Annotated in this window: 17 protein-coding genes; 5 read left to right on the plus strand and 12 right to left on the minus strand. The window is 69.8% G+C overall.

What is annotated here, in order from left to right; genetic code table 11:
- Nucleotides 1-430: 430 nt before the first annotated feature.
- On the plus strand, nucleotides 431-1,345 hold the full coding sequence (locus K4L06_RS07090; RefSeq protein WP_221670730.1) for a hypothetical protein: 915 nt from the start codon (nucleotides 431-433) through the stop codon (nucleotides 1,343-1,345).
- Here the strand turns inward: K4L06_RS07090 and K4L06_RS07095 are convergent.
- The 5 genes from K4L06_RS07095 to K4L06_RS07110 form a co-directional block, all read right to left on the minus strand.
- Entirely contained in the window at nucleotides 1,307-2,065 is a 759-nt protein-coding gene (locus K4L06_RS07095) for a transporter (protein WP_343225739.1), read from the minus strand. The two genes, K4L06_RS07090 and K4L06_RS07095, sit on opposite strands and share 39 nt — an antisense overlap.
- A complete protein-coding gene (locus K4L06_RS22580) occupies nucleotides 2,062-2,430 on the minus strand; it encodes a hypothetical protein (RefSeq protein ID WP_255595010.1) in 369 nt (122 codons plus the stop codon). The genes K4L06_RS07095 and K4L06_RS22580 overlap by 4 nt, the downstream gene beginning before the upstream one ends.
- 101 nt (nucleotides 2,431-2,531) lie before the next feature.
- Nucleotides 2,532-4,220, minus strand: a complete 1,689-nt coding sequence (locus K4L06_RS07100; RefSeq protein WP_221670732.1) for a hypothetical protein — start codon at nucleotides 4,218-4,220, stop codon at nucleotides 2,532-2,534.
- 300 nt (nucleotides 4,221-4,520) lie between these two features.
- Nucleotides 4,521-4,970: a hypothetical protein gene (locus K4L06_RS07105; RefSeq protein ID WP_221670733.1), complete on the minus strand. Its 450-nt coding sequence runs from the start codon at nucleotides 4,968-4,970 to the stop codon at nucleotides 4,521-4,523.
- A 110-nt stretch (nucleotides 4,971-5,080) separates the two neighbouring features.
- The gene (locus K4L06_RS07110; RefSeq protein ID WP_221670734.1) at nucleotides 5,081-5,863 is read right to left on the minus strand and encodes a rhomboid family intramembrane serine protease; all 783 of its coding nucleotides are present in this window, start codon (nucleotides 5,861-5,863) and stop codon (nucleotides 5,081-5,083) included.
- 136 nt (nucleotides 5,864-5,999) lie between these two features.
- Between K4L06_RS07110 and K4L06_RS07115 the strand changes: the two genes are divergently transcribed.
- Complete coding sequence (locus K4L06_RS07115) at nucleotides 6,000-7,169, plus strand: class I SAM-dependent rRNA methyltransferase (protein WP_221670735.1); 1,170 nt, start codon at nucleotides 6,000-6,002, stop codon at nucleotides 7,167-7,169.
- Nucleotides 7,170-7,230: 61 nt separating this feature from the next.
- Here K4L06_RS07115 and K4L06_RS07120 read toward each other — a convergent pair whose 3' ends face one another.
- The 3 genes from K4L06_RS07120 to K4L06_RS07130 all read right to left on the minus strand — a co-directional run bounded on the left by K4L06_RS07120 (nucleotide 7,231) and on the right by K4L06_RS07130 (nucleotide 9,236).
- The gene (locus K4L06_RS07120) at nucleotides 7,231-7,632 is read right to left on the minus strand and encodes a hypothetical protein (protein WP_221670736.1); all 402 of its coding nucleotides are present in this window, start codon (nucleotides 7,630-7,632) and stop codon (nucleotides 7,231-7,233) included.
- Nucleotides 7,633-7,727: 95 nt separating this feature from the next.
- Nucleotides 7,728-8,051 (minus strand): hypothetical protein, encoded by a 324-nt coding sequence (locus tag K4L06_RS07125; protein WP_221670737.1) that lies wholly within the window; start codon nucleotides 8,049-8,051, stop codon nucleotides 7,728-7,730.
- A 246-nt stretch (nucleotides 8,052-8,297) separates the two neighbouring features.
- Nucleotides 8,298-9,236, minus strand: a complete 939-nt coding sequence (locus tag K4L06_RS07130) for a DMT family transporter (RefSeq protein ID WP_221670738.1) — start codon at nucleotides 9,234-9,236, stop codon at nucleotides 8,298-8,300.
- A gap of 93 nt (nucleotides 9,237-9,329) precedes the next feature.
- Here K4L06_RS07130 and K4L06_RS07135 point away from each other — a divergent pair, with 93 nt between their 5' ends.
- The 3 genes from K4L06_RS07135 (at nucleotide 9,330) to K4L06_RS07145 (ending at nucleotide 12,600) form a co-directional block, all read left to right on the plus strand.
- Nucleotides 9,330-10,310, plus strand: a complete 981-nt coding sequence (locus K4L06_RS07135) for a LysR family transcriptional regulator (RefSeq protein WP_221670739.1) — start codon at nucleotides 9,330-9,332, stop codon at nucleotides 10,308-10,310.
- 206 nt (nucleotides 10,311-10,516) lie between these two features.
- Nucleotides 10,517-12,112, plus strand: coding sequence for a DNA recombination protein RmuC (gene rmuC / locus K4L06_RS07140; protein ID WP_221670740.1), 1,596 nt, complete (start codon nucleotides 10,517-10,519; stop codon nucleotides 12,110-12,112).
- 347 nt (nucleotides 12,113-12,459) lie between these two features.
- On the plus strand, nucleotides 12,460-12,600 hold the full coding sequence (locus K4L06_RS07145) for a hypothetical protein (protein ID WP_221670741.1): 141 nt from the start codon (nucleotides 12,460-12,462) through the stop codon (nucleotides 12,598-12,600).
- Between the two features lie 117 nt (nucleotides 12,601-12,717).
- On the opposite strand, the gene K4L06_RS07150 is transcribed toward K4L06_RS07145, so the two are convergent.
- The 4 genes from K4L06_RS07150 to mlaD form a co-directional block, all read right to left on the minus strand.
- Complete coding sequence (locus tag K4L06_RS07150; protein ID WP_221670742.1) at nucleotides 12,718-13,902, minus strand: VacJ family lipoprotein; 1,185 nt, start codon at nucleotides 13,900-13,902, stop codon at nucleotides 12,718-12,720.
- A gap of 98 nt (nucleotides 13,903-14,000) precedes the next feature.
- A complete protein-coding gene (locus K4L06_RS07155) occupies nucleotides 14,001-14,288 on the minus strand; it encodes an STAS domain-containing protein (RefSeq protein WP_221670743.1) in 288 nt (95 codons plus the stop codon).
- A 2-nt stretch (nucleotides 14,289-14,290) separates the two neighbouring features.
- On the minus strand, nucleotides 14,291-14,953 hold the full coding sequence (locus tag K4L06_RS07160; RefSeq protein WP_221670744.1) for an ABC transporter substrate-binding protein: 663 nt from the start codon (nucleotides 14,951-14,953) through the stop codon (nucleotides 14,291-14,293).
- On the minus strand, nucleotides 14,950-15,513 hold the full coding sequence (gene mlaD, locus K4L06_RS07165; RefSeq protein WP_221670745.1) for an outer membrane lipid asymmetry maintenance protein MlaD: 564 nt from the start codon (nucleotides 15,511-15,513) through the stop codon (nucleotides 14,950-14,952). Before mlaD ends, K4L06_RS07160 begins: the two co-directional genes overlap by 4 nt.
- Nucleotides 15,514-15,521: the final 8 nt, after the last annotated feature.

Raw genomic sequence — 15,521 nt, forward strand, 5'->3', positions numbered from 1 at the left:
GGCCGGATCGGAACGAACGGCGCATCGGATCCCCCACGGTCGCGAAGCGGCGCGCGCCCGGCGGCGCGCGAATGCCGCCGACGCTAGCACCGCCGCGCGCGCGCCGCCACGGCCGCAGCGTCCGCGGCGCTGCGCGCGAACCGGGAACAACCTGTGCCGCGATCGCAATCCTGCGCTGCGACAGCGGTCGCACCGGCGGGCGCGAGCATGAATGCGGCCGGGCCGACGCATTCATGCCGCGCGCCGCGGCCGTCCGCGGCGACCGTCGCCGTCGCCGTCGCCACGCTCACCGAATCTATAGGCCGGGCGACCGCGCGCCCGGCACGCAGGCGCCGCCCGTCCCAGAACCGGACATCCGTTGCCGTGGCCTGTCCGGCGCGGGAAAACAGCTGCGTTCACCCCTACGCCACCCCCCACCGAGGAGTCGCTCATGCCTACGATTACCGCGCCCATCGTCGCCGCTTACTGCGAAGGCCTGTTTTCCAAGACCGGCGGCAAGAGCTACATCGAAGGACTCAAGAACTCCAAGTTCAACACCGCGATCCTGGCGCTGGCCCATCCGCACTACCAGGACAAGTCGCCGCCGGCGCCGGACGCCTTCAAGGGCGACCTGTACTACAACGACACCGAAATCTTCGCCAACGGCAAGTATGTCGGCCCGGCCGAATGGATACCGCTGGTGAATTCGCTGACCCTGGGCGAGACCGGCATCGAGCGGGTCTGGCTGTCGATCGGCGGCGGCGGCGTGGGCGACTACGGCAACATCCAGAAGCTGATCGCCGAGTACGGCACCGGCGAGAAGAACCCGCTGTACCAGAATCTGGTCGCGCTGAAGAACACCTTCCCGGCGATCGAGGCGATCGACCTGGACGACGAGGAAATGCAGGACACCAAGCTGATCGTCGAGTTCAGCCGCATGCTCGGCAAGATCGGCTTCCACGTCACCTTCTGTCCCTACTACAACCCCGACTTCTGGGTCGGCTGCCTGGCCGAACTGGAGAAGAGCGATCCCGGTCTGGTCATCGCCTTCAACCTGCAGTGCTATTCCGGCGGCGCGGGCAACGATCCGGACGACTGGATCCAGGCGCTGCGGCAGAAGCTCGGCGCCGGTTTCCCGGCCAGTTTCGTGATTCCCGGCGTGTCGACCGATTCGACCCCGAACCAGGTCCAGCAGCAGTACGCGCAATGGGCCAGCGACGGCATCGGCGGCGGCTTCCTGTGGACCTACGAATCGGCCGGCACCCAGGCGCCGGACTACGCCGCGGCGATCGCCACCGGCCTGGGCACCGCCGCGGCGTTGCGCGGCTCAGTCGAAGTAGAACGACGCCCCGATACCGCCCGTTAAATCGGGGCTGTCGCGGTCCAGGCCGACGTCGAACGAGGCGTCGAGCTGCACGCGCGGGGTCGCCATCCAGGTGACCCCGCCGCCTGCGACCGACGTGGTCGAGGCATGGTCCTGGCGCGACACGCCGGCTTCGACATAGACCGCGATGCGGTCGTTCAAGGCCAGGCTCAGGCTCGGCGACCAGGTCCAGGTGTTCAGGCCGTCGCTGCGGTCGAGGTTGAAGTACAGCGCGCCGGACAGCCGCTCGTCGAAGTCGTAGCCGAGCGTGGTGCCCAGCGTGTATTGAGTCGCGCCGTTGCTGAACTCGCGATCGCCGCTGGCTGCGGCGACGCCGGCCAGCACGGCCCACGAGAACGCCTCGTGCGCGCTCGGCAGCGCCGCCTTCAACGCCAGGCCAGTGTCGCCGGCGCCGTGGCGCGAGCGGCGCCCGTCCGCATCGCGTTCGCGCAACCGGTTGTAGGGCGAACCCGACAACTGCAGTTCGACCCGATCGCTCAGGCCCAGGCGCAGATTGGTGTTGGCGCTGTACAGCGTGCGCCGCGCGCCGCCTTCGCGGTCGCGCTCGAAATCCGGCAGGCCCTGTTCCCAGGCGAAGGCGCCGCGCGGCAGGGTGTCGGTGGAGAACGAAATGCCGGGACGGTCGAACGACGGCGCCGACTCCTGTGCCAGCGCCGGCGACGACAGCGCGGCCAGGGCGACCGCAGCGAAACCACCCCTCACGGTGCGACCCAGCGGCCGCGCTGCATCTCGCAGGCCTGCTTGATCGCCGCGATCTGCTCGGGGCTGCGCTTGTAGTAGTGGATCCGCGCCTGCGCGCCCATCGGCGACTCGCACACGCCGTTGGCGCCGGCCGGGCAGCTTTCGACCCGGCGCGCGGTCACCTGACCGCCCATCTCCGCCAGCCCCGGCACGCTGCCGTTGCACTGCTGCTTCTGCAGCTCCTCCGGTACCGGCTGCTCGGTCTGGGTGCATTCGTTGACCGGCTGGCCCATCACCTGCCCTTCCAGCAGGCAGGCGCTGCCGGCGTGGGCCAGCGGGGCGAGGGCGAACAGGGCAACGGCGGCGAGGATACGGGACTGGCGCATGACGCAACCTTGGTCACAGGAGCGGGCGGCGCCCGCGGTGCGCAGACCTTACTGCAGAACGCCGGTCCGCGCAGCGTGGGCTGGCGGACCGGCGTGGCGGCTCAGTGATAGCGCACCGACGGGTCCCAGCGCGAGGTGTCGCAGAAGTTGTCGCCCTTCGGCGCGACGATGAAGAACAGGCTGTCGCCGGCGGCGACGCTGCGGTCTTGGGCGATGCTGCGCCCGACCGTGTCGGCGTTGGCGATGTCGGCGGAAAAGATCTCGGTGCCGTTGTGCGCTACCGAGGCATTGACGCCATCGCCGCAGTTCACGTCGGCGTCGCGCAGCGTGCCTTCGATGCGGACCGTACCCGCCTTGGGCGCGATCCACTGCAGCGCCGGCATCTGGGTCGTGGCGGGGTGCATCGCGTCGCTGTAGATGCGCGCCCACTCCTCGCTGCCGACCCAGTAGCTGCCGGCCCAGCTCATCGGCGACAGGCCGGCGCCTTCGCCGCGCAGATAGCGCCAGACCTGGCCCTGGGTCGAGGCGAAGTCGGCCGACTGGCGGTAAGCGTCGACCGAGGCGCCGAGATTGACCTCCCAGCGATAGATGCCGAAGTTGCTTGCCATGTAGGTCGGGTCCTTCATGCAGTACAGGTAGAAGGACTGGCCGGCTTCGGCGTTGACCGCGCCGTTGCGGTCGGCGATGGTGCAGTACTGGTAGCCTGCATCCGGCTTGAGCGAATGGGCCGGTTCGTCGGCGACGACGAAGGCGGGTGAGGGGTTCCAGTTCACCGCGTCGGTGGACTCGTACAGCTTGACGCTGGAATTGATCCGGGTGGTGTCGTTGGGATCGCCGTTGGCCTTCCAGGTCATCGCGGTCAGCGGCATGTAGAACTTGCCGTCGTAGCTGCTGCGCACGGCCTGGGTGTGGGTGATGCCCCAGATCGACAGCGGCTGCCACAGGCCGCCCAGACCGTTCTGGGTGAAGCCGTTGCCGTCGTACTTCTTCCACAGGCCGGCATTGAGCTGGCCCGCGCGCGCCGAGGCGATCACCTCGGCGACGCTGGCGCGGGCCACGGCCATGCCGATGCAGCCCGGCGTGCTGGGTTCGCTGGCCGGGCATTGCGGAACCGCGCCGCGCAGCGAGTCGACGTAGTAGACGTGGAAGTAGCCGTCCTTGATCAGATAGGGCGCGCCCTGAATGTTGTGCGGCTGCGGGTCGCCGTAGGCGCTGACGATGCGGCCGAGGTAGTTCCAGGTATTGCCGTAGTCGCTGGACCAGGCCAGGCCGATCCGGGTCCGGCCTTCGCGATTGCCCGGGCCGCCGCTGCCGGCGACGTTCTCCTCGTGCACGAAGGCCAGCAGTTCGTTGCCTTCGGCGCTGGGCTGGTACAGGCTCACGAACCACAGATTGGTCACATCGGTGTGGCCGACCTGGGTGAAAGCGGTGCCTGTGCCGTTGCCGCAATAGTTCGCCGGAGTGCGATTGCACATTTCCTTCTGCCAGACGAACTGACCATAAGGCGCGTCCAATCCACCGCGATGCAGGGTATGGACGATACCGCCGCTGTGGCGCCAGGCCGATGCCAGCCAGTAGCGTTCGGTGCTGGTGGTGTAGGTCGACAGCGAGCCGTCGAGCTGGGTGCCGGCCAGGCTGCCCTGGGTCATTTGGCCCGGCGTGGCGACGATCACCGGCGAAGTGACGCGCGAAACGGTCGCGGTCTGGGCGCCGGCCTGGCCGGCGAGGCCCAGCGACAAGGCCAGGCAGAGCGTAGCGCAACGCAGGCGCAGGGTGCGGAACTCGCTCATGGAGCATCCTTGAGTTTGGGTCGCCTTCGCGCGGTCGACAGGGGCGCATGCGGCGACGGGACGGAATACAGGGGGGCGGACGCCGCCGTCGATGCGAGCCGCGACCGAAGCCGGATGCGTCCGATGCGGTCGGCCGTCGTCGCTTCGCCGTAAAGCACATGCGAAGCGCGATTGCAGTCCGGAGCGGACTCTAGCGCACTCGGATCGCGTCAAGTAAGACGAGGCCGGCGACGTGCAATGTGTCTTGCGAAGCGCGAATGTGCTGGCCCGCGCCATCGATTCGATCGCCGCGGCTAGCGCTCAGGCACTCGGCCATGGCTGCACACACAGGCAATGCCGATGTACTTTCCAATTCCGCTCCGGCGACCGCGGTCCGAACACAACATAGTTGACGATCTGGGCGGACGGAAACTCCCAGATTTGCGCCTGGGCAATATCCATGCGTGGCGGCGGCAGCGCGGCGCGCAGCGCTTGCGCGCTGCGGCGGAACTCCGGCATCAGGACGCGCCGGCGTCGATGGCGGCGAAACAGCTGCACCTCGGATAACCAGCCGCGACTGACGAAGTTGAACCAGTACGGCGCGCGATAGCCGAACAGCGTGAATCTCAACACCGTAGGGCCGTGGTGACACGGCTCGAAGTGTTCGCTTGGAATCAGGTCGTACAGGTCGGAGCGGGTGATGCCCCAAGGCACCACCACGCCGTACTCCGGAACCGGAATACCGATTCCGGGATCGCAATAGGGAAGCATTGCGCGCGGGCTCGGGGCGAGCCGGATGCGGACAGGTGCGCGCAGTCTAAACGGCGTGGCTGTCGCTGCGCAGGCTCTTGTCTGAAAAATGGCCCCGCCGGCGCCGTCGACTACTCCTCCGGCTCGCGCCGCGGCGGGAACCGCAGCACGGTGCCGGTCTGCACGTCGCGCGGGTCGGGGCGGTTCCACAGCACCGGCACTTCGCGCGGCTTGGGCGGTTCCAGTTCGTCGTCCAGCGGCACCAGTTCGGCGTCTTCTTCGTCTTCCCAGCTGTAGCGCTTGCGCGGCGGCAGCGGGTCGCGCAGGCGGAAGGCGTAGGCGGCGATCACGCCGGCGACGGCGCCGCCGAGGTGGGCCTGCCAGGACACGCCGATCTCGCGCGGCAGCACGGTCAGCAGCATGCCGCCGTAGAGCAGGAAGGCGATCATCGCCGCGGCGATCGAGGCCCGGTCGCGGCGCAGCAGGCCCAGGGTCATGACCAGGAACATCAGCCCGTGGGTGAGGCCGCTGGCGCCGAGGTGGTAGCTGCCCGGCTCGCCGAGCAGCCAGGCGCCCAGGCCGGAGCCGAGCCACAGCAGCGGCAGGGCGCGGATGGTCGCCTTGGGGTAGACCGCGCCGGCCAGGCTGCCGAGCAGCAGCAGCGAGGTCGCGTTCGCCGCCAGGTGTTCGATCGAACCGTGCAGCAAGGGCGCGGTCAGCAGGCCGAGCAGGCCCGCCGCCGACCAGGGCTGGACGGTGAACGGGCGCGGGTCGAACAGGCTCTGGGCGCTGAACACCGCGACCAGGACCAGGACGAAGCCCAGGCTGAGGTTGAGCGCGCGCAGCAGCCGCGCGCGGTCGGCCTTGCGCTGGGCCGGGGTGTCGGGGATCGGGGCGTCGGTGGGCAGGTGCATGGGGATCAGATTGGCACCGGCGGCGGGCAAAACAAGCCGGCCGGCGCGGGCTTCTTCGTCCCGCAGGCGGGATTGCGACGCCGATCGGCCAGCGGCCGCACCGGGCCGGCGGCGCCCGGCCCGGTAGAATGGCCGGATGACTACCGAAATCCCCACCGTACGCCTCAAGAACGCCTGGAAATCCACCCATCCCTGGATCTTCCAGCGCCTGGTCGACAAGCCCGCCCAGCGCCCCAAGCCGGGCGCGATCGTCGACGTGGTCGGCGTCGACGGCGTCTGGATCGGCCGCGGCTTCTACAACGGCCATTCGCGCATCGCCCTGCGCATGCTGGAAAACGATCCCGATGTGGCGATCGACGCCGACTGGTTCGCGCGCAAGATCGCCGCGGCGGTGTCGCTGCGCCGCGACGTGCTCAAGCTCGATCAGGTCAGCGACGCCTGGCGCGTGGTGCACAGCGAAGGCGACGGCATCAGCGGCCTGGTCGTGGACCGCTACGGCGACCTGCTGGTGGTCGAGTACTTCAGCGCCGGCGCGTTCCGCCACCGCGAATGGATCTACGACGCGCTGCGCGCGCAGTTCCCCGGCTGCCGCTTCTACGCCTTCGCCGACGAACACGTGCAGAAGCAGGAAAGCTTCGACTTCCGCGGCACCGAGGCGGTGCCGCCGGCGATCATCACCGAGTACGGAATCAAGTTCCGCGCCGATCCGGCCGGCGCGCACAAGACCGGCTTCTTCGCCGACCAGCGCGAGAACCGCGAGTGGCTGTCGCAGCAGGTCGCCGGCAAGCGCGTGCTCGATCTGTGCTGCAACACCGGCGGCTTCGGCGTCTACGCCAAGGCGCGCGGCGCCGAGGAAGTGATCGGCGTGGACATCGACGCCGACGTGATCAACATCGCCAAGGGCAACGCCAAGCTCAACGGCGCCCACGTCAAGTTCGTCCAGGCCGACATCTTCCCCTACCTGCGCGACCTGGGTAACGCCGGCGAGCGCTTCGACGTGGTGATCCTGGATCCGGCCAAGATGACCCGCGACCGCGAGCAGGTGATCGCGGCGCTGAAGAAGTACCTGGACATGAACAAGCTGGCGCTCAGCGTGGTCAAGCCCGGCGGCCTGTTCGCGACCTTCTCCTGCACCGGCCTGGTGTCGGAGGACCAGTTCCTCGACATGCTGCGTCGCGCCGCGTTCTACGCCGGGCGCACGGTGCAGGTGCTCAAGGTCGCCGGCGCCGGCGCCGACCACCCCTGGCTGGCGCAGGTGCCGGAGTCGCGTTACCTCAAGGCAGTGTTCTGCCGCGTGCTGGACTGAGCGCGGCCGGTCGAAACGAGCTGGGCGCCGCCGGCCGGACCCGGGTCCGGCCGGCGCGGTTCTAGCGCGGGCGCATCCCGTTCGTGGGCAGGCTCAGCACGCTGGGGTGTTCCACCGCCTGCTTGATCTGCAAAGCGAATTGCTGGCAAACCATCCCGCGCTGCGGGGTGTCCTTGATCCCGTCGTAGAAGCGGTTGGCTTCGTCGAAACCGATCTGGAACTCGGCCTCGATGTCCACCGCCTGGCCGGCGGGCAGGGCGGCGTTGGCGGTGTTCGCCTCGGCCTGGAACTTGTTCCTGTGCCGGCGCAACAGGTCCGCATCGAAACCGCAGCGGGTGCCGAACTGGTAGCTCATGCCGGTCGCGCGGGCGACCGAGGCGATGGCGCCGGCGGGGCCGTCGTTCGCGGCCAGCGCGGGCGAGGCGGACAGCAACAGCGACAACAACAGCGCGGGCGATCTCATCGGCGGTCCGTTTCGGTGGCGGTGGGACGGGATTCTGCACCAGGGCCGAGCCGTGGCTGCGACAGAACCCGGCGCCGGTGTCGCGCCGGACCGGCTCAGTCGCGCCACCACAGCACCGCCGGCGGATCTTCCGGACGCAACTGGTCGGCGTTCAACAGCGTCTCCAGGCGCAGCCCCGGCAGGCGCAGGCTGAGCGCGGTGGCGACTTCGCGGTAGCCGGGCCAGTCGAACGGCAGTTCGAGCCGCTGGCCGGCGGCGGTGCCCAGTTCGACGAAGGTCTGGCGTTGCCCGTCGGCGTCGATCGCGTAGGCGTCGACGCCGTCGATCTCGTTCCAGCGCACGCCGTAGATCCGGCCGGCGCCGTCGTCGCGCCAGACGCCGCGCGGGTCGGCGTACAGCCTGGGGGCATGCGGATTCATCGGCGGGCCGTCCTGGTCGCGGCTACCGGGGGAGCGGCGGCCGGCCTTGCTCGAAGGGGAACTCCTGTCCACTCCGATTTCATACCCGCGATCGGCGGCCGCGGAAGGGCGCCGGCGACCGCCGATGCCGATATTGCGATGGATCTCACAAAAACGCCCCGACCCGGTGCGGACTGCGCACCGGGTCGGGGTCGTGGCCTGCCGATTTAGCGAGCCGATTTTAACGAGCCGATTCAGCAAGCGGATTCAGCGAGCGGCAGCGACGGCGCCTGCGATCGGAGTGGCGGTGCGGGCCGCCGCCGGGGCCGCGACGACGCGGCGGTTGGCCAGGATCACTCCGGCGAACACCAGCGCCACCGCCGGGATGAAGCTCCAGCCCAGGCGTTCGTCGAACAGCACCGCGCCCCAGATCACCCCGGTCAGCGCGACCACGTAGCCCAGCTGGCTGTAGGCGACGCTGTCGGCGATGCGCTGCAGGGCAGCGGCGGCGACGTTGGCGGCCAGGGTCACCAGCACCATCGCCAGCAGCAGCGGCCAGGCCTCGGCGATCTTGGCCGCGCTGCCCTGCAGCTCGGCGCCGGCCAGCAGCGGCAGCACCGCCAGGGCCTGGACCAGCATGGTGCCGGCGGTGGACATCGGCGCGCTCAGGCCGGCCGGCCAGCGGCGGCTGCGGTAGACGTTGCCGATCGCCAGCAGCACCGGCACGCCCAGCGCCGCGCTCAGCGCCAGGGCCTGCTCCGGCTCCACCGCCTGCGCCCGCGGCGCCAGCACCAGCAGCACCCCGACCAGGCCCAGGGCGGTACCGGCCAGCGCGGTCGGGCTCGGCCAGCGGCGTTCGACCAGGGCGTTGAACAGCGAGGTGAACATCGGCGACAGGGTCACCACCACGGCGAAGATGCCGGCCGGGATCCGCGCCAGCACCCAGTTGCCGAGCAGGGCCGAGCCGGCGACCGCGATCGCGCCGGCGGTGGCGTAGAAGCGCAGCGTGGCCGGGTCCAGGGGCAGGCGCTGGCCGCGGCCGCGCAGCACCGCCAGGATCAGGCCGGCGGCGCCTGCGGTCTGCACGAAGGAAACGATGAACGGGTTCAGCCCCTGGCTCAGCAGCAGCTTGCTCAGCACGAAGATGGCGCCGACCAGGCTGCCGGCGGTCAGGGTCAAAACGAGGCGCAGTGCGGTGGCGTTCATGGCGGCGGGAGGCGGTGGCGGTGAGGTCGGAGGCCAGATTAGGCGTCCGCGGCGCGCGGATAATCGGCCTCCAAGTGGCTAGACTGTTTCCCTATGTCAACAATCCTGCCCAGTAAGCTGCCGGTCCCGGACCTCGCCGGCCTGCTCGCCTTCGTCCGCGTCGCCGAACTCGGCAGCTTCGTCCGCGCGGCCGACGCCCTGGGCCTGTCCAAGGCCGCGGTCAGCAAGCAGGTGTCGGCGCTGGAGCGCCGGCTCGGCGCCCAGTTGCTGCACCGGACCACCCGCCGGCTGAGCCTGACTGAGGCCGGCCAGGCCTATCTGCGCCATGCCCAGGGCGCCTTCGCCGAGGCGCGCGCGGCCGAGGACGCGGTCGCCGGCACCCACGCCGCGCCGCAGGGCCGGTTGCGGGTGTCGGCGCCGATGACCTTCGGCGCCCTGCACGTGGCGCCGTGGCTGGCCGGGTTCCTGGCCCGCTACCCGCAGGTCGACCTGGACCTGCAGCTCGACGACCGCGAGCACGACCTGGTCCAGGGCAGCTTCGACCTGGCGATCCGCCTGGGCCGGCTGGAAGCCTCCAGCCTGGTCGCGCGCACCATCGCCTACAGCCGGGTGCTGGTCTGCGCCGCGCCGGCCTACCTGGAGCGCGCCGGCCGGCCGCAGCGCCCGGACGAACTGGGCAGCTACGACTGCCTGCACTTCACCCTGTCGGCCAGCGGCCGCACCTGGAGCTTCGCCCGCACCGGCGAGGTGGTGCGGGTGGCCTTGGGCGCGCGCCTGGACGCCAATTCCAGCCTGGCGCTGAAGGCGGCGGCGCTGGCCGGCGCCGGAATCGTGCGCGTGCCCGAGTTCGCGGTCGCGCGCGAGCTGGCCGAGGGCGCGCTGGTGCAGGTGCTGCCGGACTGGGAGCTGCCCGGCCTGGACGTGCATGCGGTGATGCCCGAGCGGCGCTACGTGCCGGCCAAGGTGCGCGCCTTCGTCGAGCACCTGGTCGAAGCCTGGATGCACGGCGGCGGCTGGAGCGACCCGCGCTCGCTCCAGCCGCGCCGGCCGGCCGCAAGGGACGGAGGGGATTAAGCCGGTGGCTTGATCCTCTCCGTCCCTGAGTGCGTACGCGGCGAGAGTCGCAGCCGCTGCGCTGCTGGCCGCGCATCTCAGAAGCTGAGACTCATCTCGTTAGACTAGTGGCGAACAACCGCGCTTCGAACTTGCAAGTGCGGAAGGGACGGAGGGGGTTAAGCCTCTGGCTTAACCCCCTCCGTCCCTACTAACCGAGCGTTCCGATGCCCCTCACCGCCGCCCTCGTTTCCATCGCGTTCGCACTGCTGATCGGGGCCGTCCTGGCCTGGCTGCTGGCCCGCGCCAGCGCCGCGCGCGCGCTGGAAACCGCGCGCGCCGAGCTCGGCGCGCAGTTGAACGCGGCCCAGCTCGAACGCGCCCAGCTGGCCGAGCGCGCCGCGCGCATTCCCGAGCTGCAGGCGCGCGTGGACGAACTGGAAGACCAGCGCGACGCGCTGGTGCGCGACAGCGGCGGCCTGCGCGAGAGCATCGGCCGCACCGCCGCCGAACTGGACAAGGAACAACAGAGCCTGCAGCGCCTGCGCCTGGAGTTCGGCGCGCTGGAGCGTTCGCGCGACGAAGCCGCGGCGCAGTCGCAGCAGCGCTCGGTCGAGCTGGAGCGGCTGTCGACCCAGCTCGACGCCGAGCGGCGCCAGGCGCAGGAGAAGATCGCCCAGCTGCGCGAAGTGCGCGAGGACTTGTCGGTCCAGTTCAAGAACCTGGCCAACGACATCCTGGAAGAGAAGAGCAAGCGTTTCACCGAGCAGAACCGCAGCCACCTGGGCCAGTTGCTCGATCCGCTGCAGCAGAAGCTCACCGAGTTCCAGGCCAAGGTCGAGACCGTCTACGACCAGGAGACCCGCGATCGCACCGCGCTGGGCGAGCAGGTGCGCCAGCTGATGGCGCTGAACCAGTCGCTGAGCGAGGACGCCAAGAACCTGACCACCGCGCTCAAGGGCTCGAGCAAGACCCAGGGCGCCTGGGGCGAGCTGATCCTGGAGCGGGTGCTGGAATCGGCCGGCCTGCGCAAGGGCGAGGAATACGACGTGCAGGAAAGCCACGGCACCGAGGACGGCGAACGCCGCCCGGACGTGACCGTGCACCTGCCCGAAGACCGCCACCTGATCGTCGACGCGAAGCTGTCGCTGGTCGCGTACGAGCAGTTCGTCAGCGCCGAGAACGAGGACGACCGCGCGCGCGCGCTGAAGCGGCACATCGAGTCGATGCGCCAGCACATGCGCGGGCTGTCGGACAAGCGCTACCAGGAGCTGTACGGCCTGCGTTCGCTAGATTTCGTGCTGATGTTCGTGCCGATCGAGCCGGCCTTCATGCTCGCGGTCGCCAACGACCGCGGTTTGTTCATGGAGGGCTGGGAGCGCAACGTGCTGATGGTCAGTCCGTCCACGCTGCTGTTCGTGCTGCGCACGGTCAAGCATCTGTGGCGGCAGGAGGCGCAGAACCGCAATGCGCAGGAGATCGCCAAGCGCGGCGCGCAGCTGTACGACCGCCTGTGCGCCTTCGTCGCCGATCTGGAAAAGGTTGGCGAGCGCATCGAGCAGGCCAAAACGAGTTTCGATGCGGCGCACGGCAAGCTGGCGTTGAACAAGGGCAACGTGATCCGCCAGGCGGAGATGCTGCGCGAACTGGGGGTGAAGCCGAACCGGGCCCTGCCGGCGGCCCTGGTCGAGCTGTCGGCCGACGGCGATGCGCCTGCCGGCGACGCGTCCAGCGACGGCCTGCCCAGCGATAGCCCGCCCAGCGACGGCCCGCAACCGATCGAAGGCGCCGCCGGCCTGCCGCCGCCGGCCGACGAAGCCTAGCCCTTGTAGGAGCGGCGTCCCACAGGGATTTCCTTCGCTCATAAGCCGCGACCGCCATCCCGCCCATTCGCCGCGTCTTTGTCCTAGGCCCTTGTAGGAGCGGCGTAAGCCGCGACCGCGCTCTTGCGGTCTCGCGGCGTTCGTCGTTCGAAGGCTTCTAAAGCTCTTAAGGCTTCAAAGCTTTAAAGCTCTAAAGCTCTAAAGCAAAGCTTCCGTCCGCAAGCGGCCGGGTCACTTTCTTTGTCCAAGGCGACAAAGAAAGTAACCAAAGAAAACGCCATAACTGTTTCGAATCAAAAGCCACTATGGGACGAGGCCTGCGCAGGGCTGCTCCGCACAGGCCATCCATGGCCTGGCTGCGCACGGCCCGCATCCTTGCGGGCCGCCCTTCGGGGCTTCAGGGCGTTCTCGCGAGGCCGGTTCTGCGCCAAGCTCTTTACGGCAACGGCAACGGCAACGGCAACGGCAACGGCAGCGGCAACTGCTGATCGGCGTTGTCTGACGCGCGATGCCTTGGCCCCACCGAATTACGGCGACGCACAAAACAAAACGGCCCGGATCGCTCCGGGCCGTTTCGCTTTCGCTGTTCGTCGCGCCTATGCCGCTCAGCCGCCGTCGGTCGGCATCACCGGCATCGCGTCGGCGGGGACGCTGGGGTTGCTGTCGTCCTGCAGGTACTCGGGCAGCTGGCTGTCGCCGTTCTTGTCCATGCGGTCGCCGAAGATCTGGTAATCGCGGCGCTGCATCCAGGAATCGCGGACCAGGGCGTACTCGTCCTCGGCGCCGTCGCGCAGGCTGTCCAGCGGCAGCAGTTGGGCGCGCACGTCGACCAGTTGCAGGCCCTGCAGCGGAATCCGGATGCGGTCGCGCTCGACCTGGCGCAGCGGGCTCAGCGGGGCGTCGCCGAGGGCGCCGAACGAATCGCGCACGGTGCGCGGGCCGAACAGCGGCAGTTCGACGTAGCGCGAACGCTTCCAGCCCCACACGCCCAGGGTCTGGCCGAAGTCCTCGCTGCGGTTGGGCAGCTTGGCGTCGCTGGCCGGATCGAAGATGCCGCCGATGCCCAGGGTGGTGTTGAGGGCGAAGCGGCCCAGCGACTGCGCCGCCTGCTTGGGCTTGCCCTGCAGCAGCGCGTTGAGCGCCGACACCGGCTGGCCGAGGTTGTTGAAGAAGTTGCTCACGCCCAGCCGGATCGGCCGCGGCACGACCTTGCTGTAGGCGCGCGCCAGCGGCCGGGCGATGCCGCGGTCGACCGCCATGTTGAAGCGGTGCATCTTGCGGTTGTAGCGCTCCCACGGATCGTAGGCGCCCGGCACCGAGGCCGGCGCCGGCAGGGTCGGGTCGGCGACCGGATCGTAGTCCTGCGGCTGCACCCCGTAGATCTCGTCGAAATCGCGTTCGGCGTCGGTGCGCTGGTCGTCCGGATTCGCGCTCGCGGTCGCGCTGGGCGGGGCCGGCGGCGGCGCGTCGGTGCGTTCGACGTCGGCCGTGGCGGCGGGCTCGACCTGCGCCGCAGGCGCCGGTTCGGCCTGCGCCACGCTCTCGCCGGCGGCGACCGCGGCGCTGCCGGCCATCGCCAGCGCGCGCGCCGAATCGGTCTGCACCGGCGCCGGTGCGGCGATCGCCGCGGCCGATGCGTCGTGGCCGACGCCGCTGTTCGGTGCGGCCAGTTCTACGGTCGGAACTTCGGCCGCCGACGCCGCGACGGCGCTGGACTGGGCGAAGGCGGGAACGCTGGGCAGCGCGGCCAGGGCCAGGCCGAGCGCGAAAGTGAGTGCGTGGGGGCGCATGGGTTGCAGTCTAGTCTTCCAGGACAACGGGTGGGGGCAGCCAGGGCCCGATCCTCGGGCGAAGGCGACCGCAACGGATGTGGGAGGCGCCGGCCGGATCAGCGACCGAAGCCGAGCGCGTCGTCGAGGCGATAGGCGTCGCGCAACTCGGCCAGGCCGGGCGGCGTTCCGATCACCTCGACGCCGGGCGCCAGCGAGGCCAGCTCCGCCAACAGCGCCAGGCCGGCGCTGTCGACCGACGCCACCGCCGACAGGTCGAAGCGGCGCGCGCCGGGCGCCAGCGCGCGCGCCTGCGGCCACAGCGTCGCCGCCGCGGCGCGGTCGAGCGCGCCGGCGAAGCTCAGCGCATCGCCGTCCTTGCGCACGCTGGCGGGAGCGCCGGCCATGCTCAGTTGCCGCCGGCCTGGGCCTGCAGCTTGCCGGCCTTGAGTTCGGCGGCGACCTGGGCGATCGGCTTCTGGCTCAGCGGCGCGTCGAACTGATTGCGGAAGGTCTGGACGAAGCTGACGCCTTCGACCATCACGTCGAACACCTTCCACTGCTGGCCGTTCTTGCGCAGCAGGTAGTCGACCGGCACCGGCTCGCCGCCCTGGCGCAGGAACTCGCTCGACACCTTGACGATGGCGCCGCCGCGCAGCGGGGTCTCGGACTTGATCCGCACCTTGAGCTTGGTGTTGAAGTCCAGCAGGGCCGAACCGTAGCGCTGCATCAGGCTGCCGGTGAGGGCGTCGGCGAAGGCGTTGACGTCGCCGTCGGAGGCGCCGCGGCCGTGCGTGCCCAGGACCAGGCGCGCGGCGTAGTTGCGGTCGAACACCTGGTTGAACTCGGTCGAGATGAACTGGCTCAGCGCGGCGCGGTTCTTGGTGAACTCGGCGCGGCGCGCTTCCAGGGTCGACAGGATGCGGGTGCTGTTGTTCAGCACCATCGCGCTCGGCGAACCGGCCGCCGGAACGGCCTGGCCGGCCGCGGCGGTGGCCTGGGCGAAGGCGAGGCTGGGCGCGCCGGCGAGCAGGGCCGAGGCGACGACGATGGAAATCAGGGAGCGCTTCATTTCTGGGTCTCGTCCGTGGTGGGGGCGGCTTCGCCCTGGAGGTAGTCGGGGACGCCGGCGTCGGCGGGCTTGGCTTCGCCGCCCGCATTGCCGCCTTGTGCGCCACCGCCGCTGAACATGTACTTGCCGACCAGCTGAATGAGGTCGATCGCCGGCTGGGTCAGGTAGATCTCGTCGCCGGGCTTGAGGTTTTCCGGGTCGCCGCCTGGGGTCAGGCCGATATAGCTCTCGCCGAGCAGGCCGCTGGTGAAGATGCCGGCGGCGGTGTCGGCCGACAGCTTGTCGTAGCGCTTGTTGATCGCCAGGGTGACGATCGAGTTGTACTTGACCGGGTCCAGCGAGATGTCGGCGACCTGGCCGACGGTGACGCCGCCGATCTTGACCGGCGCGTTCGGGCGCAGCGCGCCGATCGCGGTGAAGCGGGCCTTGATCTCGTAGCTGTCGCCGCCGAAGCCGAACTTGCCGTTGGTGGAGGCGATCGCCAGCACCAGCAGCGAGCCCAGGGCGAGCAGCAGGAAGGCGCCGACGGCGAATTCGATGCGGGGACTGCGGACGGACATGGAGGTCA

Origin of the sequence: Lysobacter sp. BMK333-48F3, assembly GCF_019733395.1 — a bacterium.
Lineage (GTDB): Bacteria > Pseudomonadota > Gammaproteobacteria > Xanthomonadales > Xanthomonadaceae > Lysobacter.